Here is a 23,329-nt window from a genome sequence, read left to right on the forward strand (position 1 = left end):
CGGGTTAATTGGTGAGAGCATTCTCGGGCCTTACTCTTTTCCGGTCAACTGCAGGCTGAGATGAGTCAAACACCAATTTTGTCCTTGCGGTCTGCCCGNCTTTCGGTAGGCGATAAACTAGTCTTTAAGGCGGGAAACTTACATATTCTTCCAAGAGATCGAATAGGGTTGGTGGGCCGAAACGGTGCGGGGAAAAGTACCTTTCTGAGGTTGCTCAATAGCCAAAGCGAGTTGGATTCAGGCGAGTACACCAGGCAAGCAGGCTTGCAAATAGGTAGTTTGGGACAAGAAGTATTTTTTGAGAACAACGAATCTGTTTATCAATTTATGTCCAAAGATATTGCCGATACGGCGGGCAAGCATGTCCCCTCCCAAATTTCTAGGATACTCGCAATGGTTAAATTATCACCAGATAGAAATATGGGAGAGCTGTCAGGTGGCGAGGTCCGCCGAGCNTCACTAGCCAGAGCGATTGTATGGAAACCAGACCTTTTGCTACTNGACGAGCCCACGAACCAATTAGATTTGCAAACCATTGAATGGTTAGAAAATTGGTTGGTCTCGTACAGCGGAGCGGTGGTACTTGTGAGCCACGATCGAGCTTTGCTGCGGAGGGTTACGGATCGAACAATTTGGCTTTATGACCAGCGGGTTGAAGTGCATGACGGCGGGTTTGATAGTTTCGAGAGGTGGTCTGCGAAGCTGAGGGCTTTTGAAACGGAGACCGACAGGAGGCAAAGCCAGAAGCTGATCGAGGAAGAACGATGGCTCGCTCGGGGGGTAACAGCCCGGCGAAAGAGGAACCAAGGCCGTCTCGGGAAATTAAAGATCCTTCGTGAACAGAGACGAGCTCGGATCCAAGAGAAAGAATATAAGGTCAGTGATCCCTATGTGGTTGAAGGCGGAGGAGTTCTAGCATTAGAGGCAAAGGCCGTTTCTATGCGATATGGCAGTCAACAGATCCTGCAAGAATTTTCCATCCGTATTAGACGAGGGGACCGAATTGCTATTATGGGGCCTAATGGGGTTGGAAAGACAACTCTTTTGCGCATTCTTATCGGGGATCTCGTTCCTCATACTGGTGCTATCACATTAGCTCCTAAAACCCACCCACTCTACTTGGATCAGCATCGAGCTGTTTTCAACCACCATGAGACAGTGTGGGAGGCACTTTGTTCGCCAGGGGGCGACACCATCGAGGTCAATGGTAAACCGCAGCATATTGTTGGTTATCTGCGGAAATTTTTATTTTCTGAAAGCCAACTCAGAAGGCGCATAAGCAGCCTCTCCGGGGGTGAACGCAGCCGGTTGCTGTTAGCCAAGACATTCGCTGCTCGCGGAAATCTCTTTGGCTTGGACGAACCGACAAATGATTTGGATGTTGAGACACTGGATTTGCTCCAAGAGATTGTTAGTGATTACCGTGGGACGGTGCTATTTGTGAGCCACGATCGAGAGTTTGTGGAAAATATAGCCACAAGTATTTTAGCCATTGACGAAAGGGGCTTCGTCACTGAATACATTGGTGGGTATTCTGATTATTTGCGGTTGAGGCCTCCCCTCCAGGAAACGGCAGCTAGGAAAGTGAAGGCGAGGCCCAGGAGAACACCTGGGCCTCGCACTAGCCTTGGATACAAGGAAAGCAGAGAATTGTCTGTGCTGCCTGATGAGATTTCTGTGCTAGATGGAAAACTCAGAAATTTAGAAAAAATTCTTTCGGATCCAACGTTATATCAGAGGGACCGTAACACCTTTGACAGAGTAACGAATGAGTGTCTGCGGTTGCGAACTGAGTTAAAGGAGAGGGAGTCACGATGGGTAGAGTTAGAGGAAAAACAAGAAGCTCTTAGGGAGCTTCAGAAGGGCGGAACATAGGTCCTCCTCCATCCGGTAAAATCGGCCCTGANAAGCATGGTATGCAAAAGTTTAGCAAGCTATTTTCGNGGGGGNGCTTGGGCAAGTATGCACTTGACCGCAGTCGCCCGTATCTGGAAACTCTGGCTTGGTGTTGGGTAGTCGGATGGTTGCTCCGAGGCAGCGCTTCGGAGAGGAAAGTCCGGGCTCCATAGAGACACGGTGCCGGGTAACGCCCGGCGGGGGTAACCCTAGGGAAAGTGCCNCAGAAAATATACCGCCANGGGNAAATNNTTGNNNGTGGNAAGGGTGAAAAGGTGTGGTAAGAGCGCNCCGCGTTACNCGGNAACGGGGACGGCATGGNAAACCCCACCGGGAGCAAGACCAAGTTGGAGCAGCGTGATCTGGCTATAATATGCTAAGATCCGGTCAGGTCTCTGGGGCCGCTGCTCGGGTGGGTCGCTTGAGGCGACTGGTAACAGTCGTCCAAGATGAATAATCATCCTCCGTGTATGCGGAGACAGAACCCGGCTTATAGACTACCCAATTCCCTTATTTCCCCAATAATTTGAGAGTTCGGAGACGGGGCGCTATGGGAGAGCCTGTGGCAATTTGTTTGGTGACTTCTTATTGAGAGTGAAGAAAGGTTCCTCTTCATTCCCCTAAACCTTGCGCAATATAACCCATTGACACCCATATATTCCCATGATATCCCGTTAGATCCCATATTAATTACGGCACCGTATGGCACTTCCCTTGAAGATATTGCGGAATTACGGTGCATTGCCTAGCGGGAGAGGGGCGTGGCTATCTTTGTTGGCACTCACGTCAACAAGGTTGATAGGAAGGAGCGGGTTTCCGTTCCGGCCGAGTTCCGTGCTTGGCTTGGAAAACCACCTAATTTCTTCGCATTTCCATCGCTCTTAAATAGCGGGGTAGAGTGTTGTACAGCTGAGGTTTTGGAGACCTTCGGCCAAAAGCACCAGGGAATTGACCTCTTCATTTCTGAAGAGCGAGATAATATTGCTGACCTTATATACGCATCTTGTCATAGTATGACGATTGATCAGGATGGACGGGTGGTTCTGCCTGAGAAACTCAAAAGCCATGCTGGACTTGAGGGCAAAGCAGTTTTTGTTGGCAAAGGGGAAACGTTCCAAATCTGGGAACCTAGCAAGCACGAACAATACCAGATCCGTGCCAGAGAACGCTCCGAGGCCGACCGATTGACGCTGCGTCAGCGTCCCCAGATGCCGGGCCAAAGCTCGGATGTTTTGGAGAACGGCACGTGACCGACGCGAACTCCTCCCGTCGTCTCGGCCACGTGCCGGTTTTGTTAGCCCAGGTTAAGGCGGGGCTAGCTTTACAAGAAAACAAACTGTTCGTTGATGGGACCTTTGGTCGTGGTGGCTATAGCCAAGCTTTTTTGCAGGGTGCCCAATGCAAGGTAATGGCTTTGGATAGGGATCCGGCGGCGCTGTTAAGTGCCCAGAAGCTAAAATCACGTTATCGGAATCGCTTTACTTTCTTCACCGGATGCTTCGGAGATCTGGATCAAATATTGGTTGAACAAGGAGTGCAGGGCGTAGATGGCGGTGTCGTCCTAGATCTAGGTGTTTCTTCCCCACAAGTTGACGATGCCACTCGGGGCTTTTCTTTCAGATCAGACGGTCCTTTAGACATGAGGATGGGCCTTTGTGGCGAGGACGCGGCTGGCTTTATTAATAAGGCGACCGAGAAGCAGCTTAGTGAGGTTATATATAACTATGGCGAGGAAAGGCGTGCCCGGGCAGTGGCCAGGGAGATTATTCGGGAGAGGGGTGTTCATGCTATCACCAGGACCAGCCAATTGGCGGATATAGTCCGCAAAGTGGTAAAAAAATCAATAGATGGTTTGGATCCTGCTACTAGAACCTTTCAGGCAATTCGCATCCATATAAATAACGAGTTAGATGAGCTTCAGCGAGGGTTAGCTGCGGCAGAGCGGGCGTTGGTTGCTGGTGGCCGTCTTGTTGTTGTGTCGTTTCACTCCCTAGAAGATAGGTTGGTGAAGACATTTCTTAGCGAACGCTGTGGCAGAGGTAGTAGATCCAACCGCCATTTGCCGGCGCTGGATAGGCAGATCGCTCCGTCTTTCTCACTTATCAACACCCGAGTTATAAAGCCTACTGCAGAGGAAAGGGGCGAGAACCCGCGGTCTAGTTCGGCCAGGCTTCGTGCCGCAGTAAGAACTACTGCTCCCATTTGGCCAGAGGGGGCGGTTACATGAGCCGAAAAATAACCAGCCTATTATGTGTAGGTTTTGCCATAGGAGCGTTGGGCCTTTTAAGCGCCAAATACCAAGTTAAAGAATTAAAATCTGAGTTGGATGCTGCAAGAAAACAGCTGGCTAGGGAAAGTGGTCAAATTCATATCTTGGAAGCTGAATGGGCCTATTTGAATAGGCCTGAAAATCTCTCGAGCCTGGCTGCTCAGCACTTGCCAGACTTTGGAGCTGTTAAACCTTCGCAGGTCGCATCCTTACAGACCATCAAGAAGTCGGCAATCGATGGGGCGCCGCCGCCTTAACGTTTGTCTTAACAGGAGGACCTTGTCCTCAAAAAGTTGCTATGAAACACTTCACTGTTTGGAGACCACAATGACAATAAATCTTAGCGTCCCAGTCACACACGATTTGAAGCCACGTCTAACTGTAATGGGGGTAGGCGGAGCGGGATGTAACGCTGTTAACAACATGATAACTGCCCATCTTGAGGGGGTGGATTTTGTGGTTGCAAACACTGATGCGCAGGCACTTACTAAATCTTTGACCGAGCGTCGGATCCAGTTAGGTGCATCGCTAACCCAAGGGTTGGGGGCGGGCATGAAACCGGAGGTTGGTAGAGACGCCGCCGAGGAGGTGAGTGATATAATTTTTGACTACTTGGATGGTGCCCATATGTTGTTCGTGACGGCTGGAATGGGGGGTGGGACTGGAACGGGTGCTGCTCCTGTAATCGCTCGAATCGCGCGTGAACAGGGAATTTTAACCGTTGGGGTGGTCACAAAGCCATTTCAATTTGAAGGCAAGAAACGGATGACGTTAGCGGAAGCAGGTATTACTGAGTTACAGGAATGTGTTGATACCTTGATTATGATACCCAATCAAAATCTTTTCAGAATCGCAAACGAAAATACAACCATGGCGGATGCATTCAAATTGGCTGACGACGTTCTGTATTCCGGTGTGCGGGGGGTCACTGATCTCATGGTAATGCCCGGGCTTATCAACTTAGACTTTGCTGATGTTCGCTCCGTGATGAATGAGATGGGTAAGGCAATGATGGGTACAGGCGAGGCCGAAGGTGAGCGCCGCGCCATTGAGGCGGCGGAACACGCAGTTAACAATCCTTTGCTTGATGATGTTTCCCTGATGGGTGCTAGAGGAGTTTTGATCAACATAACCGGGGGTCCAGATATGACTCTCTATGAAGTAGATGAGGCCTGTAATCATATTAGAGGCCAAGTTGATGATGAGGCAAATATAATATTTGGTTCTACTTTTGATGAGGAACTGGCGGGGCGAATTCGTATTTCCGTCGTTGCAACAGGAATTGGCTCCGAAGTTGGCGATGTCGCAAGGCCTGATGTGACCCGTCTTCCCATAAAACTAGAAGAACCTAAGAAAGGTCTGAGAGCGGAGATGCGGGTAGGTGATGCTTCGCCTGGAATCATTTCAGAACAAGGTTCAGTAGCTTCTGCTGGAGCTAACTATGGTTTTGCCCAGCCAGCAAAACCCCATGAGCAAGTAAGCTCGAAGGTTGCCATGTCTCAGGAGGAAGAGGCTCCCCCATTAGAATCAGAGGTAAGAGATGACGGGCCTTCACTCTTTAGTGCCGCGACTTTTGAAAACCAGCAACCCACTATTTCAGCTGGAAAGCCAATTTCGAGTGCAGGTGCGCTGGATGGACAGGCAAGCTCGGAGGGGCCGACTGAGGAAATTCCCACCCTGGATAAAACTAGCATATTCGGGAGGGCAAAACGTGCCCTTACTCGGACTGGTGGCCTGGAATCTGATCAGGCGACAATTTCTAAGGGTGTCTCCGTTCTGGAGACCGTTGAGAGTGGTCCTGCGCCAATTTTGGCTGGTGAGCCCAGTAAAGAGGAGGATGCTCTTGAGATACCAGCATTTTTGCGGAGACAAAGTCGCTAATTTCAACGGGTCGTGGAGAGATCAGTTGTTTAGGCCAGGCTAATGGAAGCGGCTGGAACCGGACGGGGTCCGAGCACTAAGCCAGTGTCATTGCGGTTGCGGGGTGCGCAAAAGTCGCTACTTGAGATAGCTCGCCAAAGGCTAGTTCTGGGTGCGGCTATTTTAAGTATAGCCTTCGTGGGGCTTTCTCTGAGACTAACTGAAGTAGCTCTGTTGGGGGAGATGGTACCTCGAAAGGTAGCTTCGATTTCTGCTGAGGGCTACGGTGCGCCAGTTAGAGCAAGCATTCTAGACCGGAATGGGGTCTTATTGGCTACGAGTTTACCTACACAATCGTTGAACGCAGATCCGCAACATGTGAGAGAGCCGGTTGTTCTGGCTCGCAGGCTGTCTGAAATTCTTGATGGTGGTGATCCACGGGTTCTGCAGCATAAGTTACAAGCCAAAAGTCGGTTTGTATGGCTAAAGCGGCATCTTACCCCTTGGGAACAAACTCAAGTCAATCTTTTGGGGGCGCCAGGGTTGCAATTTAGCGTGGAGCATCGGCGGGTATATACCCATGGTTCTTTGGTAGCTCACGTTCTTGGTTATGCTAAGGATGAGCATAGGGGCTTAGCGGGCATAGAAAATGCTTTTGATGAGGACTTGCTGGAAAATCCAGGTCGCCCATTAGCGCTGTCCATAGATGTGCGGTTCCAGCATGTTATGCATGAAGAATTAAAGAGGGCGGTTCTTGAGCAGAAAGCTGTTGGTGCTGCGGGGATTATTCTAGATATAAAAACCGGTGGGCTCCGTGCGGTGGTTAGTCTGCCAGACTTTGATCCGAATAACGAAATCGAACTTATTGCGAACGCTGACGCAATCTTCAATCGGGCTAGCCTGGGCCGTTATGAGATGGGTTCAACTTTTAAGGCCTTTACGATAGCGATGGCCTTAGACAGCGGATTGGTTGACTTGAGAGATGAGTTTGATGCGACAAAGCCCTTACGGTTAGGTAAAACCATCATCCGAGATTTCCATGCTAAATCGCGATGGCTATCGGTGCCCGAAATATTCGTTTATTCTTCAAATATTGGCGTTGCAAGAATGGCACTAAAAATGGGAGGGGAACGCCAAAAAGAATTTCTAAGGAATATGGGTCTTCTTGATAAGATGAGTTTCGACCTTCCCGAGATTTCGAGTCCCGGTTACCCTCAAGTTTGGCGTGAAATAAACACCGCAACTATTTCATACGGCCATGGTATCTCTGTGAGCCCCATCCACCTTGCGGCTGGATTAGCGGCTTTAGTGAACGGTGGTGTGTGGTCTCCCCCAACTCTTATACGGGATAAGGAGGGGTTGGTTAAGGGGAGGAGAGTGATAACAGAGACGACTTCAAGGACCATGCGGCAACTTTTTCGGTTAGCTGTCACCCATGGTACCGGTGCCCGGGGTGGTGTTGACGGCTATCTGGTTGGCGGAAAGACAGGAACTGCTAATAAGGTGAGTAAGGATAGAAAGGGTTACGACAGCACGCGAGTTCTTTCATCGTTTGCTGGAATGTTTCCGATGTCAGAACCGCAGTATCTAGTTCTGGTTTTACTTGATGAACCCAAGGGACGAAGTGTGGGGGTAGGTCAGAACACGGGCGGTTGGGTGGCGGCCCCAGTTGTTGCAAATGTAATTCGGCGTATCGGTCCGGTAAATGGTATAGCCCCTATGATGGATCCTACGGTTGGGGAAAGTATTGCCGGTACATTTGTTGAATTGGATGGTAATGAGATCCGTCTTGCGGCTTACTAATTTGATAAAAGCGATTGGTTTGCCCGTTGAGAATATAACGGGTGATCCAGATATTTTGGGAATGACTGAGGATAGTCGAAGGGTTGAGCCGGGATTCCTATTTGTCGCGATTTCGGGGATGCAGTTTGATGGCTTGAATTATCTCCAGGAAGCAGTCCGGCGGGGGGCCTCGGCGGTTTTAGTTGAGAACGGACAAACTTGTACAGCCATAGGGGTAACTGTGGTTAGTACTTCCAAAGATCTTCGCTATTGTTATTCTATGTTGGCAGCCCAATTTTACGATGTTCAACCTGGCTATGTCGTTGCCGTCACTGGGACCAATGGCAAAACGTCTGTCGTTTCATTTTTGCGGCAAATATGGAGTTTTAACGGCATTGAAGCGGCAAGCCTTGGGACGTTAGGGTTGGACGCGCCTGCCATTGAGCATCATGACTGGCCAGCGGAGCTTTCCTCGCTGACTACTCCAGAGCCTGTAGTTCTGCATCAAACATTAGCAAAGTTGGCTTCCTATGGAGTTGAACGGGTGGCGATGGAGGCGTCGAGCCACGGCCTAGATCAGTACAGGTTACACGGGGTTACCATAACAGAGGCAGGGTTCACCAATCTAAGTCGGGATCACATCGATTATCATGGTTCTATGAGTTCTTATTTAGAGTCTAAGCTTCGCCTATTTAATGAGGTTATGGCCCCTGGGGGCGTGGCAGTGTTAAATCGGGACACCAGTGTCTTCAATCGTGTCGCCCGCGCGTGTGAGAGTCGGGGTCACCGCATATTGCATTATGGACGTTCGCGAACTGACCGACTAACAGGAGCCATAAACCTGCTTGAACTTGATGTGACCGAGGCCGGTTTAGTTTTAACTCTTGATTTTGAGAGTAAAGTAGAAGAGGTGTTTGTTCCACTTGCTGGTCACTTTCAGGCAGAGAATGTTTTGTGTTCCTTGGGTCTTGCAATGGCTGGTGGTATCAGCTTTGAAGCCGCGGTAAGCGCGCTCCCAACGTTAACTCCAGCAAGAGGGCGTATGGAGTTGGTTGGATATTTAGAGAACGGTGCGGCAATAGCCATTGACTATGCTCATAGCCCCGATGCTTTGAAAAACGCTTTGTGTGCTTTCAGGCAGCACTGTGATGGGAGATTAGTGCTGGTTTTTGGATGTGGTGGAGATAGGGATAAAGGTAAAAGGAGTGAAATGGGAAGGATAGCCCTTGATTTAGCCGATACCATTCTAGTTACCGATGATAACCCGCGCACAGAGAATCCAGCGGCAATTAGGCGGGACGTTATCAAAGGATGTCCAGGGGCCGTTGAGATTCCCAACAGAGAAGAAGCTATCAAGATGGCTATCGGCATGCTCTGTGATGGGGATTTGTTGCTCGTTGCGGGCAAGGGGCACGAAAGCTATCAGAAAGTAGGTAGTGAGCAACTAAAGCACAGCGATTTTGAGGTGGTGCAGCGTGTCATTAGCACTGGGACTCAGTAGGTGGGTCGGGCTTCACCAAAAAATTGGAATACCGCCGAATTAGCTGCTGCAACTGGTGGTCAGGCGTTCGGAGTTTCGAAGGTAGAGGGTGTAGGGATAGACAGTCGAAAGGTAGAGAATGGTGAATTGTTCGTGGCTCTTCAAGGGGTCCGATTCGATGGACATGAATATGTGAAGCAGGCCCTGGAGGCGGGGGCCTCATTAGCAATGGTTTCACGGGTCCCTGACGGATGCTCAGACAATGGTCGCCTCCTGTTGGTTCAGGAGACTATGGCTGCACTTCGGTCTTTAGCTAAGGCGGCTAGGCAAAAGTCTAAGGCATATTTGATTGGCGTAACAGGAAGTGTTGGAAAAACAGGAACGAAGGAGATGCTCCGCATCTGTTTCTCTACCCAGGGCTCTGTGCATGCGAGTGCGAAAAGCCACAATAATGACATTGGCGTGCCACTAACATTGGCGAATTTAGGCTCAGAGGTAGATTACGCTGTGGTCGAAATGGGCATGAACCATTCAGGGGAGATTCGGGAGCACTCGTTTTTGGCCCGTCCAGATATGGCGATAATAACCTCTATAGCCGAAACACATATAGGGAATTTTTCTAGTTTAAGTGAAATAGCTGAGGCTAAAGCAGAAATATTCAGCGGTTTAGAGGCCCCCGGTGTAGTTGTATTAAATAGGGATAGCCGCTTTTATGCAAAGCTTAGGAAGGCTTCGCAGAACAGGGCCTCAACCTGTTTAACTTTTGGTGAGGCGGCAGACGCTACGGTTAGATTAGTTGAGTGCCAGCGTAAGGGGCATGAGTATCGTATCACGGCTTCTGTGGCGGGCAAGAATGTTTGCTATCGGCTAGGAACGCCAGGGTTGCATTGGGTATACAATAGCCTTGGGGCGATTGCTTGCGTCTATGGGGCAGGGGGAGATGTGCAAAAAGCTGCCATGAATTTGGAGAGCTTTCAGTTGATGGCCGGCAGGGGTAGATCGTATTTTCTAAAATTAGGTTCTATAAATTTCACTGTAATAGATGAAAGTTATAATGCCAGCCCGGCATCCGTATCGGCTGCTCTTAAGGTTTTAAGAGACAGTAGCCTAGCGGGTTCTGGCAGGAGAATAGCTGTTTTGGGTGACATGTTAGAATTGGGAAGGCGAGAGCAGGTCTTACACGCGGCCTTGTCGGAAGATATCGTTGAAGCAGGGGTGTCAGTGGTATTCGCAATCGGCTCTAGGATGTTGTATTTAAGCGAGGCTTTGCCTTTATCTGTTAACCGCTATCATTTCGACAATGTCCATGCTGCTATAGAGCCGTTGATGGAAGATATCAACGAAGGGGACGTTATCTTAATCAAAGGGTCTTTCTCTATTCAGATGGGATTAATCGTTTCTGCACTGCGGAGCCGATCTCAAGAGGTCGAGGTAGTGTGATCGCATGGACTATCTAATTTTGTATGAGGCGTCATGCTCTATAATCTTTTGACACCATTAGCTGATGAGTTTGGTTTCCTCAATTTGTTTCGGTATCTTACTTTCCGAACTGGTGGCGCCATCATGACATCTTTGATTATCAGTTTCTTGCTTGGTCCAATGTTAATTCGGTGGTTAAAAAGGCGTCAGAAAACTGGGCAACCCATCCGTTCGGATGGGCCGCAGTCCCATTTATCATCTAAGGCGGGGACGCCAACGATGGGGGGCGTTTTAATTCTCTTCGCTGTGACTTTTTCTACCTTACTCTGGGCGGATATCACCAATCAGTATGTTTGGGTAGTTTTGTTCGTGGCTCTGGGCTTTGGTGGAGTTGGTTTTCTTGATGATTTTCTGAAGGTCACTCACCAACATCACCGTGGGTTGCCGGGCAGTATAAAACTTGGCATTGAAGTTTTGTTAGCCGTCGGCGCCATCTTTTGGATTTTGTCTTTATTGCCAGCGGACTTAGCGAATACCCTTGCCACGCCCTTCTTTAAGGACTTACTGCTTGATCTTGGGTGGTTTTTTGTTCCATTTGCCGTCTTTGTGCTAGTTGGGGCGTCGAACGCTGTTAATTTAACCGATGGTTTGGACGGTCTAGCTATAGTTCCAATAATGATTGCCTCTGCATGTTTTGGTTTTATTTGTTATCTGGCGGGAAATGTGCTTTTTGCGGATTACCTCCAGTTGCACTTAGTTCCTGGTTCTGGAGAGTTGGCAATATTTTGTGGGGCGCTAGTCGGTTCTAGCCTAGGATTTCTATGGTTCAACGCTCCTCCGGCTATGATATTTATGGGGGATACCGGAAGCTTGTCGGTGGGTGGTTCTTTGGGTGCCATAAGCGTAATTACCAAACATGAATTGGTATTAGCCTTAATCGGAGGTCTGTTCGTATTGGAAGCTGTCTCTGTAATAGTGCAAGTTGCTTCCTACCGCTTCACAGGCAAGAGGGTTTTCCGTATGGCGCCGTTACATCACCATTTTGAGCAGAAGGGATGGAAGGAACCCACAATTGTCGTCCGATTTTGGATTATTGCTGTGATACTCGCTCTTGCGGGCTTAGCCACCTTAAAGCTTCGTTGACCATGATAGATGTGACGAAACATAGTGGGAAAAATGTCGGTGTGCTTGGGTTAGGAGCTACGGGGATATCCGCTGCTAAGAATTTAACCAGGGATGGGGCTTCTGTTTTCGCATGGGACGATTCATCACAACGCCGCCGCCTTGCCACGGGGCAAGGTATTAGAATAACAAATTTTGTCCAGAAGGGTCTTGGGCATCTTGATTTTTTGTTGGTTAGTCCTGGAATTCCTCTGTTCTATCCAAGGCCACACCGCATTGCCTTGCTCGCTAAAGAGAAGGGTGTCAGGATTGTGAGCGATCTGGAGTTACTCCAGGAGGCTTGCCCAACTGCTAATTATGTAGGCGTGACCGGCACAAATGGGAAGTCCACAGTCACGGCCTTGCTTGGGCATTTATTGAGGCAAAGTGGAAAAAACATTCAGGTTGGGGGAAATTTAGGAAATCCAGTTCTAGATCTAGAAATGTTGGGGACAGATGGCATATATGTTTTAGAACTTTCTTCCTATCAGCTTGATCTTGCTTCCACTATTTTTCTTGATACTGCAATATGGACAAACTTGACCCCTGATCATCTGGAGCGTCATGGATCTTTAGAGGCATACATTCGCGCGAAGAAAAAGATTTTTATGGGTGCCGGTGGCCTTGCTGTAATTGGTGTTGATGACAAACAATCACAAGCTGTTTTCGATGAATTGGTCAGCGAGGGTGATCGAATAGTAGTGCCGGTATCGGCTGAGCAACCTGTCGCACAGGGAATTAGTGTAGTCGATGGACTTTTGTATGATGCCATCGATTCCTCTCCAGAGTTTGTAATGAATGTAACCAATCTTGCCCATTTGCCGGGCTCCCATAATTGGCACAATATTGCTATTGCCTATGCGGTAATCCGTCTCGTAGGTCTTAGTGGATCTATTTTCAAAGAAAGTCTGGAGACCTATCCAGGATTGCCACATAGGATGGAGAAAGTTGGGCGATATAATGGAGTGACCTATGTGAATGATAGCAAGGCAACCAATATGGCGGCAGCCGCCAAAGCGCTCGCATGTTACAGTAAGGTATATTGGATTATGGGCGGGAGAGCGAAAGCCATAGATATAGATGAAGTGCTGCCGATGTCGTCTCGTATTTTGTATGTCTATACGATAGGTGAATCGGCGGCGGAGTTTGAGAAAAATTTGGGAGGAAAATTCCGCGTAAAGAATAGTGGAACTCTTGCAAAAGCTGTTGTGGATGCAACCAATGACGCCATGTCGGACTTTGATGGCGGAGGTGTAGTGCTTCTTTCACCAGCCTGTGCTTCCTTTGATCAATTTGCAAATTTTGAAGCGCGTGGAACCGCATTTAGACAGCTTGTCGGCAAATTAAGCGGTTCGTGCAAGATCAATAAACCGGCAGCGGGAACTGGGGCTAGGGAATGAGAGCCATCCCTCGGACGGATAATAGTATTTTTGGTGAATGGTGGTGGACTGTCGATAGGCTGTCCATTGCTGCAATTCTCCTGTTAGGGGTTTTAGGAGCTATATTAGTTATGGCTGCCAGTCCCTCCGTAGCACTTCAGAAGAATCTGGACGGGTTTCATTTCATATACCGGCACCTGATAGTATTAGGCCCATCGCTCCTGGTTTTGGTTGTTGTGTCTCTTCTCTCTCCTTTAGGAACTTGTAGGCTCGCACTGGTCGTCTTTGTGTTTTCTTTGTTTCTGATGTTGGCGGTATTGATAAATGGGGTGGATGCTAATGGTGCCCGTCGGTGGTTGAGCTTTATGGGCTGGTCCATGCAACCTTCAGAATTTGTAAAGCCGAGTTTCGTCGTGGTTACAGCATGGTTAATAGTGCGCCCAAAGACTGGATTTGAGTTGAACCCGACCCATATATCTATTTTACTTTTGGGTCTAATTTTATTGCTTTTGTTAGCCCAACCAGATTTTGGCATGGCTGTATTAATTGGGTGTATATGGTTTGGCCAACATTTTCTGGCAGGGATGCCGGTCGTTGCTATAATCGCATCAATTGTTGTGGGGTTGATTAGTTTGGTCGGGGGCTATCACTTCTTTCCCCATGTTCAGAGTAGAGTTGATCGCTATCTCGATCCTAGTTCTGGAGATCGCTATCAAATAGACCATGCCTTAAACGCTTTTGCAAACGGCGGTCTTCTTGGCAAGGGTCCCGGGGAAGGTATTGCAAAGGAACGGATTCCTGACGCCCATGCGGACTTTATTTTTGCGGTGGCAGGTGAGGAACTTGGGTTAATTTGCTGCCTAGTAATATTGGCGTTGTTCCTCTTTATTGTCTTACGCGGTATAGCCCGGTTGCTGGAAACGGAAAGTCTGTTCTCACTTTTGGCAGGAGCGGGACTGGTGATGTTGTTCGGGCTACAGGCATTTATTAACTTGGCCGTGACGTTGGATATCATTCCAACGAAAGGAATGACCCTTCCTTTTGTTTCATACGGAGGTTCATCGCTTTTGGCCCTAGGTTTTGGAATGGGTATGCTGTTAGCTTTGACAAGGCGGCATAGACAATGGTCAAAAGTTTTACATGAATAAGGGCAATATTTGTTTCTCTGAGAAGGATCACGTGTTGATAGGGGCTGGCGGTACTGGCGGGCATTTGTTTCCAGCCCTGTCCTTAGCGGATGAACTGAAGAAACATGGTTTTGGAGTTGGTGTGGTCACGGACGTTCGAGGGAAACAATTATTAAAGAATTCGAACTTTGACGATTTGCACACCATAACTGCGGGTCGGATTGCAGGTAGAAATCTTCTGGGGGTTTTGGGTGGATTTGTGCGGATGATGATGGGGTTAATAGAATCATGGGTGTTAGTTCGTAGGCACCATCCGGTGGTTGTGGTCGGTTTCGGTGGGTATGCATCAGTACCGTTATTATTAGTGGCCAGGTTTGCAAAAATCCCGTTTTTAGTTCACGAATCTAACGCCGTAGCTGGCAGGGCTAACAGGCTACTATCACGTTATGCTACGTCTACTGCGGTTGCCTTTCCTCGAACTCAGAGGTTGGAGTTTTTGCCTCCTGATTCAATTGTGCACACTGGTACCCCTGTGCGTACAAACATTGCTGCTTTGTCTGATGTCAAATATCTACCGCCAATTACTTCCTCAAGTATTCATCTATTAGTGCTTGGGGGAAGCCAGGGATCACAAGCGATTGGAAGAATTGTCCCCGAGGCTGTGCGTTGTCTTAGCCAAGACCTTCGGGAACGCCTCATCGTGACCCAGCAGGTTAGGGATGCTGATCGTAACTATGCAAAGAAGATTTACGCGGATGCAAGGGTGCAGGCATGCCTTTCTTCTTTCATTTCAGATATGCCCGCAGTGCTAGCTAGATCTCACCTTGTTATTGCAAGAGCAGGAGCCTCGACAGTCGCGGAGCTGTCAATTGCAGGTAGGCCTAGTCTGTTGATTCCTTTGCCAAATTCAATTGATAACCATCAAGCTCTCAATGGGAGGGAGTTGATGGATGCGGGGGGGGCTTGGGTTTTGGAGGAGCAGGATTTAACTGTGGCAAGTTTAGCCAAAAGCTTGACGGAGTTGCTAGAAAACCCAGGTTGTTTGTCGGCTGCAGCTGCCAAAGCTAAAGCTTTGGGGATGCCAGAAGCGACGAGTATTTTGGTGAGGCTAGTTCAAGAATTAGCGGTTTCATCAGGCCAGGTTAGGCTGTCGTCATGAAAGCATATCCTTCAGCATTTGGTGTTTTGCACTTTATTGGGATCGGTGGGATAGGTATGAGCGGCATTGCCGAGGTTATGCACAACCTAGGGTACAGGGTTCAGGGCAGCGATGTTGTGGAGAATGCTAACGTTAGACGCCTGCAAGGGTTAGGTGTTGATGTGAGCATTGGCCACAAAGGCGGCAACCTTGGGGCTGCAGCAGCAGTGGTAATCTCATCAGCGGTGCCGGCTGATAATGTTGAAATACAGGAAGCGGAGAACAGAGGCCTTCCTCTAGTGCCGCGGTCAGAAATGCTTGCGGAGTTAATGCGGATGAAGACGTGTGTTGCTGTCGGCGGCACGCATGGTAAGACAACGACGACTTCCATGATTTCAGCTCTTCTAGACGTAGCAGCGATGGATCCCACGGTTATAAATGGTGGTATCATCAATGCTTATGGCACTAACGCCAGGCTTGGAAGTGGCGATTGGATGGTGGTAGAAGCCGATGAGTCAGACGGGAGTTTTTTACGTCTGCCTTCTGCTATTGCAGTGGTTACGAATATCGATCGGGAGCACCTCGATTACTACAAAAGTTTCGAAGAATTAAGGGGGGCTTTTCGGCAGTTTGTGGAAAATGTTCCATTCTATGGGATTGGCGTTTTATGTTCTGACAATGAAGAAGTACGGGCCTTAGCTAATAAGGTGGGTGCTAGAAGGCTTTTAACTTATGGTTTGGAGGAAGGCGCATCAATTAGGGGCAGGAATCTAAAATTAAATAATTCGGGTTCAAGTTTTGACGTTGAGATACGCGGTGGTCCGCGAATGGAGGAAAAAGTTCTGAAGGATGTCCGGCTAAATATGCCGGGTGCTCATAACGTCAGAAATGCTTTAGCGATGATTTCTATTAGCTGTGAACTTGGGCTTTCGGAAGAGATCATGCGTGAGGCTCTAGAAGGCTTTCGCGGCGTCAAGCGAAGGTTTACTCTGGTCGAAGAGATAGATGGTGTTCGAATAATAGACGACTATGCGCATCATCCAGTTGAGATAGGAGCAGTGCTTCAGACTGCAAAGCAAATCTGTGATGGCAGAGTAATAGCAATAGTGCAGCCCCATCGATTCTCTCGTCTGAAATCGTTATTCAAGCAATTTTGCAACTGTTTTAATGATGCTGATATGGTTTTTGTTGCTGACGTGTATCCCGCAGGAGAGCAGCCCCTAGAAGGTGTTAACAGAGATGCCTTAGTGGAGGGAATCCTGGCTTCAGGCCATTCGAATGTTTCCCCGATTTTGTCTCCTGACTCGTTGCCTGATTTAGTTCGCAAAATTTGTAATGCGGGGGATATGGTTGTATTCCTGGGAGCGGGAACAGTTACAACCTGGGCGAATGAACTGCCGCGAATGATGAATCGGCCGGAACGTTCAGGCGGCTGTGGATGAGTGATTAGATAGCGATGAGAGAGTCTTCTAAAAATTTATTGGCGCAGCTTCCCAAGGTGAAAGGTAGCTTGCGGAGAGATGTGCCGCTTGCCCGTTACACCTGGTTCCGGGTTGGCGGGCCGGCAGATGTTCTGTTTGTTCCAGCCGACTCGGCCGATTTGATTGAGTTCCTGGGCGGTTGTCCGCCTAATATCCCTATTTGCGTTATAGGGGTAGGGTCTAACTTGTTGATCAGGGATGGAGGTATTAGGGGGGTTGTCATCCGACTTGGCCGCAGTTTTGCCAAAATTAATATCGGAGATGAGTGTCGTATTACGGCAGGCGCCGGTGCTCTGGGCCCTAAGCTCGCCCGACTTGCGGCAAAAGGTGGGATACGGGGCTTGGAATTTTTATCAGGCGTTCCAGGGACCGTAGGTGGTGCGATAAGGATGAATGCGGGGGCATATGGCAACGAGGTGGCGGATGTTTTGGTTTCAGCTTCCGTGGTAAGTCGTGCTGGAAGTTTGGCTAGACTTTCAGCGCGGGATCTAAGACTGCGATATAGGGGCTCATCGATTCCTAGCGATTCAATAGTGTTGGATGCAAGCTTCTACGGCGAAAAGGATGTTGTGGAAGATATACTCCGTCGCATTGAGGAAATTAATAAGAACCGCGATATTTCTCAGCCAATTCGGGATAGAACAGGTGGTAGCACATTTGCGAACCCATTCGAACGAAGTGCGTGGGAATTAATTGAGTCAGCCGGATGCAGGGGGCTCCGAATCGGGAAGGCTATGGTCTCACCAAAGCACTGTAACTTTCTTATCAATACGGGAGGTGCTACGTCTGCAGATATTGAAAAGCTTGGCGAGGAGTTGCGGCGAAGAGTCCGCGAGCAAAGTGGCATTGAGCTTCGTTGGGAAATCCAGCGTATAGGCAGTGCAGAAATACCAACGGAGGAACCTACGTGAAGAAAGCACGTGTTGGTGTTTTAATGGGTGGAGTATCGCGAGAAAGAGAAGTGTCTCTTGAATCGGGGAGAGCTGTTTGTAAGGCCTTGAAGGAATTAAATTATACCGTTGTCGCATCTGAAGTAGGTGACGAGATGGTTGAGGTTTTGGCTAAATTATGTGGCCATGTGGACGTTATTTTTAATGCGTTGCACGGACCATATGGTGAGGATGGCTGCGTCCAGGGTCTGTGTGAATTATTGAAATTGCCCTATACCCATTCAGGGGTGTTGGCTTCTGCATTGGCGATGGATAAGGTGTTATCCAAAAAGATGTTCAGGCAGGCAGGTATCCCAGTTCCAGATGGAGAGGTTCGACCTTGCAATGCTATTTTTACCAAAGAGGCGCCAACTATTCCATTCGTGGTAAAACCTATAGGCGAGGGTTCGAGTCTGGGTGTTCGTTTGGTAGGAAGCAAGACAGAGGAGGCGGTGGATGACCCACTCTGGAGTGCTTACGATGAGGTGTTGGTGGAGGAATATATTCCTGGAAGAGAGCTGACGGTACTAGTCATGAACGAGAAAAGTATCGAGGTGCTTGAAATAAAACCCAAGGACGGGTTTTATGACTTTGACTCCAAATACACCCCCGGCTTTACGGAGTATATAATTCCTGCGCGGCTTTCACAAAAAATTCGTGAGAGTGTGCTGGATTACGCCCAGTTAGCTCATGCGGCTTTGGGTTGCAGTGGGGTAACGCGAGCAGATTTCCGTTATGACGAAAGTAGAGGAGATAAGGGTATTAAGCTACTGGAAATTAATACACAGCCTGGTCTGACGGCGACATCTCTAGTGCCCCAGATAGCTGCTTATGCCGGTTTATCTTTTAACTCCTTGGTGGATTGGATTGTAAGGGACGCTCAATGCAAGGTTTGACAGCAAATCCAGATTCGCGGGTGCGGTCCTCTGAGCTTTCTCTCCCTTCGGAGACAGCCTTTCCAGCTCGTCCGCAAGCTGTAAAAGGTTTGATCTCGCCGTATATTTTTGTGATTGGTTTTGTTATAGCCTTCACAGCTATTGTGGTTTCTGGGTTTAGAGAAGATGGGCAGAGGAACTGGTATACTTGGGTTCTACATGAGAGTAAAAGGCTTGTTTCTTCCGCTTCCGTTGAATCTGGGCTTGTTGTCCAAGAGCTTTCTCTTTCAGGCAATAGAGTCGTTCCTTCCAAGGTTCTTTTGCAGGCAGTAGGTATAGAAATTGGCACGCCGATTATATTGGTTGATCTCCATGATACGCTAAAGATGGTAACTAGGGTGGACTGGGTCGACAGTGCCCAGGTTAGTAGGCAATGGCCAAATAAGATTTCCATCAAAGTAGTTGAAAAGACCCCTGTGGCAATCTGGGAGACACCTGAAGGTCCATTACTTGTAGACACGAAGGGCGAAGTTTTTGGTGACACATATATGGTAAGGTCGCCCGATTTACCTGTTTTAAGAGGTGCTGGGGCAGGTCGTAGATTCTCGGAATTGCGAGGAGTTCTTGAGAGAAACCCAATCACTGGCGCTGAATTTATTGGGGCTACTCTGGTAGGAAAGAGACGTTGGGATATAAAGATGACAAAGGGTTTGATAGTTCGTTTGCCTGAAGAAGAAATGGAAAGGGCATGGGTTTTGTTTTCTAATCATCTCAAAAGAGATTATTTGGCATTGGAAGGCTTGGCTGTTGCAGATTATACTCTGAGCGATCGCCTGGTTCTACAGTTTGAAAAGGTTATGGTGAAGCAGAGTGGTGAGAGCATAGTGGGCTTGACGTCGTCGGATGGAAGATTGAAGGAAAGCTACCTTCGTGGATTCATAGGGCCGGGTTGAGGTATGTTTGAGGTTCTAGGTAAAAGAAATTTGTTGCGGCAGAGGAGATCAGGCAATGGTCCTGGGAATAGGAGCCTAGTTGCTGCCCTAGATGTTGGTACCGCTAAGATTTGCTGCTTCATTTCCCAGATTAAAGAGGATGGTTCGCTAGACGTGGCCGGGGTAGGCCATCAGATATCTCGTGGAACGCGAACTGGCGCTATAGTAGATATGTCGGCTGTAGAATCTTCTATTAGAGAAGTCGTGCAGGCGGCAGAGGAGATGGCTGGGGAGACCGTAGAAACAATTTTGGTTGCGGCGGGAGGATGCCAGCCTCACTCGCGAATACTTCGCGTGGAGCTTGAATTGGGTGGCCATGAGGTTACTAGTGGCGATTTGGAGAGCATATCAACTCAGAGTACTGGGCAGCATCTTTTGGATCCGGATAGGCAAGTGCTTCATGGAGTGACGGTGGGTTACGAGATTGATGGGCAACGTGGAATTAGCGATCCAAGGGGTATGCGGGGAGAAAAATTATGTGCGAAGGTGCACGTGGTAAGTGGAGCTAGAAGCAATATTCAGAATCTAATTAACTGCGTTAGTAACTGCCATCTTGATGTGAGGAAGGTAATTTTTGGCGGTTATGCGTCTGGTTTGGCATCTTTAGTCCAAGACGAGATCGACCTTGGTACGGTGTGTATAGATATGGGGGCTGGAGTAACTTCTATTTCCATATTTCAGGATAATGCGATGGTGCACTCTGACTCCATTCCAATCGGGGGTTGGCACGTGACCAGTGACATAGCCCGAGGGCTCACGACATCCATGCGAGACGCGGAGCGCTTAAAAACCTTGTTTGGCAGCGTGCTTCCCGGTGAGTCAGACTCACAGGATATGATCGATGTTCCCCCACTGGGAGAGCGAGATGCCTCCAGTCCTAATCATATGCCTCGGGAGGCGCTGGCGGAGGTTGTGAGGCCGCGCCTGGAAGAGACTTTTGAGTTAATCCGAGATCGTCTCGCAAAGGTTGGATTTGGAGATTCTCGCTCTATGCGTGTCGTGTTGACTGGAGGGGCAAGTCAGCTCAATGGTCTGCGGGAATTGGCCAGTTCTACCCTGGGAAGGGAGGTACGTTTGGGTGGGCCACCATTGATCCACGGCCTGGCGCCATCAATGAGGGGGCCAGCATTTTCGACATGTATTGGGTTATTAATTTTTGCTGCTCGGGAGGGCTTGGGGCGTAGCCCGGGTGAGACTCAAAATGGTCGCTTAAACCGGATAGGATATTGGATCCGCGATAATTTTTAGGTGGAGTCGCCCATGGTTGATAAATAAGGTGGTTGCGTAACTCCATTGAAACATTTTGTAATAAAACGTGAATTGAGAGTGCCCTGAGGGTTTGCTACACATTTTGGTGTGGTTGATGCGAACACCAGAGGGATTTCGACACTTGGAGTGTAACGAAGGTCGTGCAGGTGAAGGTACTGGCTCTATAGGGCAAAAGACCCTCAGAAAACCGATCCAGTGTGCAGGAATAGGGTTGCACAGTGGGGCACAAATATCCATGACTCTGCGCCCGGCGCCCGCCGATTCGGGAATTGTTTTTGTAAGGCTTGACCATGGAGGAGCCCTAATACCGGCACTATATGACCGGGTTACCGGGACAACCTTGGGGACATCATTGGGTGGTAGAGGCGGACCAGTGGTTGGCACTGTCGAGCACTTAATGGCTGCTCTTTGGGGCTGTGAGATAGATAACCTTTTTGTGGAGATAGATGGGCCAGAGGTACCTGCCATGGATGGAAGCGCGGCTCCCTTCGTCGATATGATAATGGACGCGGGAATAATTGAGCAGGAAGCGCTTCGTCACTTTATTAAGGTTTGGCAGCGTGTGGACATCGTTGATGGTGAAAAGACCATATCTCTAATCCCAACCGAGACCTTTTCGATAAATTTGTCCATTGAGTTTAACCATAAAGCCGTCGCTCGCCAGTCAAGTATTTTGGATGGTGGTCCAGTGGCATTTAGGTCGGAAATTAGTTCAGCGAGGACTTTTGGCTTTATTCATGAGGTAGAGGCTTTGCGGACAGCCGGGTTGGCCAGGGGTGGGTCTCTAGAAAACTCTATCGTGGTGGGGGACGAGAATACAGGTATTCTTAACGAGGGTGGATTGAGGTATGCGAATGAATTTGCTCGGCATAAGGTCTTGGATTGCGTAGGAGACCTTTATCTAGCAGGGAAGCCTATGCTGGCTCGTGTGGAAGCGCACCGATCTGGACATGAACTGAACAATGCTCTGCTCAAAAAGCTGTTCTCGGATGAAGAAAATTGGAGTCTGGAATTAGCAGGAGCCAATGCGGATACTTGGCAAGCTGTACCTGCTTTAGCTCAGGCGTAAAATTCAAAGTTTTGGCTTGCCTGATTCCGAGGAACCTAGCCTCATCTGGCGTGACTTGATTGGTTGCTGGATGGCCTCGTATTTTGTAGGCAACAAAACTTTCCATCGGTTACACTTGGCGATGACAAACAAATCATTTATCGGCCGTTGTTTTGACTGAAGGTATTTGTACAGCGTATTGGCAGGGGCCAAGAGTTTGGGGCGCTTATAGGCAAGGGTTAAAAAAACATGAATTCCACCAAATTTGAATTATCGGGCCGCAGGGTGTGGGTGGCAGGTCATCGTGGCATGGTAGGTTCAGCCTTGGTGAGATTACTAGATAATCACGACTGTGTGTTGCTTACTGCCAACCGGAGTGAGCTTGATCTAAGGAGGCAGGCGGATGTTGAAGATTGGATGGAAGCCTATAAGCCGGATGTAGTGATAATTGCCGCTGCAACAGTTGGGGGGATACTTGCCAATGATATGAGACCAGCCGAATTTCTCTACGATAATCTTGCGATTGAGACAAATATTATTCATGCTTCGCGTTTGGCAGAAATAAAAAAATTAATGCTCCTGGGTTCCACATGTATATATCCGCGCCTTGCCGAACAGCCTATGAAAGAGACTGCTCTTTTGACGGGTGCATTGGAGCCAACCAACGAATGGTATGCAATCGCTAAAATAGCTGGCATCAAGCTTTGTGATGCTTATAGGAAACAGTTTGGGTGTAGTTTTATTTCCGCTCAGCCTACCAACCTATATGGCCCAAATGATAACTTTGACCTGAATTCAGGGCACGTTCTTCCGGCTTTAATGCGGAAGGTGCATGAGGCAAAAGAACGTGATGCTGAGTGGGTGGATGTTTGGGGGACTGGTTTGCCGTTACGTGAGTTTCTGCATGTGGATGATCTTGCTCGGGCATTACTTTTTCTCATTCAGAACTATGATGAAGTGGGCCATGTTAATATTGGATCTGGTGAAGAAATTTCCATTGCAGAATTGGCAAAGATGATTGCTGGAACCATCGGTTATCAAGGTAAATTTCGTTTCTTAAATGAGAAACCAGATGGTACTCCCCGCAAACTTACCGACACGGCTAAATTGAATAATTTGGGTTGGAGCCCTGACATTCCATTGGCGGAGGGGCTACGAAGCACCTATAAATGGTATACGAAATATGGGGTTGGCTAAAAGAAATGACGATGTCGTCGGATAACA

The 23,329-nt window shown here is 48.6% G+C and carries 19 protein-coding genes and 1 other RNA gene; all 20 read left to right on the forward strand.

Annotation, left to right across the window (positions count from 1 at the left end; genetic code table 11):
- Window positions 1-60: 60 nt before the first annotated feature.
- Window positions 61-1,875 (forward strand): elongation factor 3, encoded by a 1,815-nt coding sequence (locus tag CMM32_09825; GenBank protein MBT07191.1) that lies wholly within the window; start codon window positions 61-63, stop codon window positions 1,873-1,875.
- Window positions 1,876-2,008: 133 nt separating this feature from the next.
- An RNA gene (gene rnpB / locus CMM32_09830) (RNase P RNA component class A) lies at window positions 2,009-2,405 on the forward strand.
- A gap of 252 nt (window positions 2,406-2,657) precedes the next feature.
- Window positions 2,658-3,146, forward strand: coding sequence for a division/cell wall cluster transcriptional repressor MraZ (locus tag CMM32_09835; protein MBT07192.1), 489 nt, complete (start codon window positions 2,658-2,660; stop codon window positions 3,144-3,146).
- A complete protein-coding gene (locus CMM32_09840) occupies window positions 3,143-4,123 on the forward strand; it encodes a 16S rRNA (cytosine(1402)-N(4))-methyltransferase (GenBank protein MBT07193.1) in 981 nt (326 codons plus the stop codon). The genes CMM32_09835 and CMM32_09840 overlap by 4 nt, the downstream gene beginning before the upstream one ends.
- Entirely contained in the window at window positions 4,120-4,422 is a 303-nt protein-coding gene (locus tag CMM32_09845; GenBank protein MBT07194.1) for a hypothetical protein, read from the forward strand. The genes CMM32_09840 and CMM32_09845 overlap by 4 nt, the downstream gene beginning before the upstream one ends.
- A gap of 70 nt (window positions 4,423-4,492) precedes the next feature.
- Window positions 4,493-6,046: a cell division protein FtsZ gene (locus tag CMM32_09850; protein ID MBT07195.1), complete on the forward strand. Its 1,554-nt coding sequence runs from the start codon at window positions 4,493-4,495 to the stop codon at window positions 6,044-6,046.
- Window positions 6,047-6,088: 42 nt separating this feature from the next.
- Window positions 6,089-7,828 (forward strand): penicillin-binding protein, encoded by a 1,740-nt coding sequence (locus tag CMM32_09855; protein MBT07196.1) that lies wholly within the window; start codon window positions 6,089-6,091, stop codon window positions 7,826-7,828.
- Window positions 7,803-9,308: a UDP-N-acetylmuramoyl-L-alanyl-D-glutamate--2,6-diaminopimelate ligase gene (locus CMM32_09860; GenBank protein ID MBT07197.1), complete on the forward strand. Its 1,506-nt coding sequence runs from the start codon at window positions 7,803-7,805 to the stop codon at window positions 9,306-9,308. Before CMM32_09855 ends, CMM32_09860 begins: the two co-directional genes overlap by 26 nt.
- Window positions 9,309-10,727, forward strand: a complete 1,419-nt coding sequence (locus CMM32_09865; protein ID MBT07198.1) for a UDP-N-acetylmuramoylalanyl-D-glutamyl-2, 6-diaminopimelate--D-alanyl-D-alanine ligase — start codon at window positions 9,309-9,311, stop codon at window positions 10,725-10,727. It begins immediately after the preceding gene.
- A 33-nt stretch (window positions 10,728-10,760) separates the two neighbouring features.
- Window positions 10,761-11,849, forward strand: coding sequence for a phospho-N-acetylmuramoyl-pentapeptide-transferase (locus CMM32_09870; GenBank protein ID MBT07199.1), 1,089 nt, complete (start codon window positions 10,761-10,763; stop codon window positions 11,847-11,849).
- The gene (locus CMM32_09875; protein MBT07200.1) at window positions 11,762-13,267 is read left to right on the forward strand and encodes a UDP-N-acetylmuramoyl-L-alanine--D-glutamate ligase; all 1,506 of its coding nucleotides are present in this window, start codon (window positions 11,762-11,764) and stop codon (window positions 13,265-13,267) included. The genes CMM32_09870 and CMM32_09875 overlap by 88 nt, the downstream gene beginning before the upstream one ends.
- Window positions 13,264-14,394, forward strand: a complete 1,131-nt coding sequence (locus CMM32_09880) for a cell division protein FtsW (GenBank protein ID MBT07201.1) — start codon at window positions 13,264-13,266, stop codon at window positions 14,392-14,394. Before CMM32_09875 ends, CMM32_09880 begins: the two co-directional genes overlap by 4 nt.
- Window positions 14,387-15,532 carry an undecaprenyldiphospho-muramoylpentapeptide beta-N-acetylglucosaminyltransferase gene (murG, locus tag CMM32_09885; protein MBT07202.1) on the forward strand — a complete coding sequence of 382 codons (1,146 nt, stop codon included), beginning with the start codon at window positions 14,387-14,389 and terminating at the stop codon, window positions 15,530-15,532. The genes CMM32_09880 and murG overlap by 8 nt, the downstream gene beginning before the upstream one ends.
- On the forward strand, window positions 15,529-16,953 hold the full coding sequence (locus CMM32_09890) for a UDP-N-acetylmuramate--L-alanine ligase (protein MBT07203.1): 1,425 nt from the start codon (window positions 15,529-15,531) through the stop codon (window positions 16,951-16,953). The genes murG and CMM32_09890 overlap by 4 nt, the downstream gene beginning before the upstream one ends.
- Window positions 16,954-16,967: 14 nt before the next feature.
- Window positions 16,968-17,903: a UDP-N-acetylenolpyruvoylglucosamine reductase gene (locus CMM32_09895; GenBank protein MBT07204.1), complete on the forward strand. Its 936-nt coding sequence runs from the start codon at window positions 16,968-16,970 to the stop codon at window positions 17,901-17,903.
- On the forward strand, window positions 17,900-18,817 hold the full coding sequence (locus CMM32_09900) for a D-alanine--D-alanine ligase (protein ID MBT07205.1): 918 nt from the start codon (window positions 17,900-17,902) through the stop codon (window positions 18,815-18,817). The genes CMM32_09895 and CMM32_09900 overlap by 4 nt, the downstream gene beginning before the upstream one ends.
- Window positions 18,805-19,749 (forward strand): hypothetical protein, encoded by a 945-nt coding sequence (locus CMM32_09905; GenBank protein ID MBT07206.1) that lies wholly within the window; start codon window positions 18,805-18,807, stop codon window positions 19,747-19,749. Before CMM32_09900 ends, CMM32_09905 begins: the two co-directional genes overlap by 13 nt.
- A gap of 3 nt (window positions 19,750-19,752) precedes the next feature.
- Window positions 19,753-21,036, forward strand: coding sequence for a cell division protein FtsA (gene ftsA / locus CMM32_09910; protein MBT07207.1), 1,284 nt, complete (start codon window positions 19,753-19,755; stop codon window positions 21,034-21,036).
- Window positions 21,037-21,151: 115 nt separating this feature from the next.
- On the forward strand, window positions 21,152-22,126 hold the full coding sequence (locus tag CMM32_09915) for a UDP-3-O-[3-hydroxymyristoyl] N-acetylglucosamine deacetylase (protein ID MBT07208.1): 975 nt from the start codon (window positions 21,152-21,154) through the stop codon (window positions 22,124-22,126).
- A gap of 228 nt (window positions 22,127-22,354) precedes the next feature.
- Window positions 22,355-23,302 carry a GDP-fucose synthetase gene (locus CMM32_09920; GenBank protein ID MBT07209.1) on the forward strand — a complete coding sequence of 316 codons (948 nt, stop codon included), beginning with the start codon at window positions 22,355-22,357 and terminating at the stop codon, window positions 23,300-23,302.
- The last annotated feature ends 27 nt before the right edge of the window (window positions 23,303-23,329 follow it).

This window comes from Rhodospirillaceae bacterium, assembly GCA_002728255.1.
Classification (GTDB): Bacteria; Pseudomonadota; Alphaproteobacteria; order UBA7887; family UBA7887.

Bases quoted from the DNA above. Each gene is read 5' to 3' on its own strand.
- CMM32_09845 (MBT07194.1), top strand. From the start codon at position 4,120: ATGAGCCGAAAAATAACCAGCCTATTATGTGTAGGTTTTGCCATAGGA.
- CMM32_09850 (MBT07195.1), top strand. From the start codon at position 4,493: ATGACAATAAATCTTAGCGTCCCAGTCACACACGATTTGAAGCCACGT.
- CMM32_09855 (MBT07196.1), top strand. From the start codon at position 6,089: ATGGAAGCGGCTGGAACCGGACGGGGTCCGAGCACTAAGCCAGTGTCA.
- CMM32_09860 (MBT07197.1), top strand. From the start codon at position 7,803: ATGAGATCCGTCTTGCGGCTTACTAATTTGATAAAAGCGATTGGTTTG.
- CMM32_09870 (MBT07199.1), top strand. From the start codon at position 10,761: ATGCTCTATAATCTTTTGACACCATTAGCTGATGAGTTTGGTTTCCTC.
- CMM32_09875 (MBT07200.1), top strand. From the start codon at position 11,762: ATGGAAGGAACCCACAATTGTCGTCCGATTTTGGATTATTGCTGTGAT.
- CMM32_09880 (MBT07201.1), top strand. From the start codon at position 13,264: ATGAGAGCCATCCCTCGGACGGATAATAGTATTTTTGGTGAATGGTGG.
- murG (MBT07202.1), top strand. From the start codon at position 14,387: ATGAATAAGGGCAATATTTGTTTCTCTGAGAAGGATCACGTGTTGATA.
- CMM32_09890 (MBT07203.1), top strand. From the start codon at position 15,529: ATGAAAGCATATCCTTCAGCATTTGGTGTTTTGCACTTTATTGGGATC.
- CMM32_09895 (MBT07204.1), top strand. From the start codon at position 16,968: ATGAGAGAGTCTTCTAAAAATTTATTGGCGCAGCTTCCCAAGGTGAAA.
- CMM32_09905 (MBT07206.1), top strand. From the start codon at position 18,805: ATGCAAGGTTTGACAGCAAATCCAGATTCGCGGGTGCGGTCCTCTGAG.
- ftsA (MBT07207.1), top strand. From the start codon at position 19,753: ATGTTTGAGGTTCTAGGTAAAAGAAATTTGTTGCGGCAGAGGAGATCA.
- CMM32_09915 (MBT07208.1), top strand. From the start codon at position 21,152: ATGCGAACACCAGAGGGATTTCGACACTTGGAGTGTAACGAAGGTCGT.
- CMM32_09920 (MBT07209.1), top strand. From the start codon at position 22,355: ATGAATTCCACCAAATTTGAATTATCGGGCCGCAGGGTGTGGGTGGCA.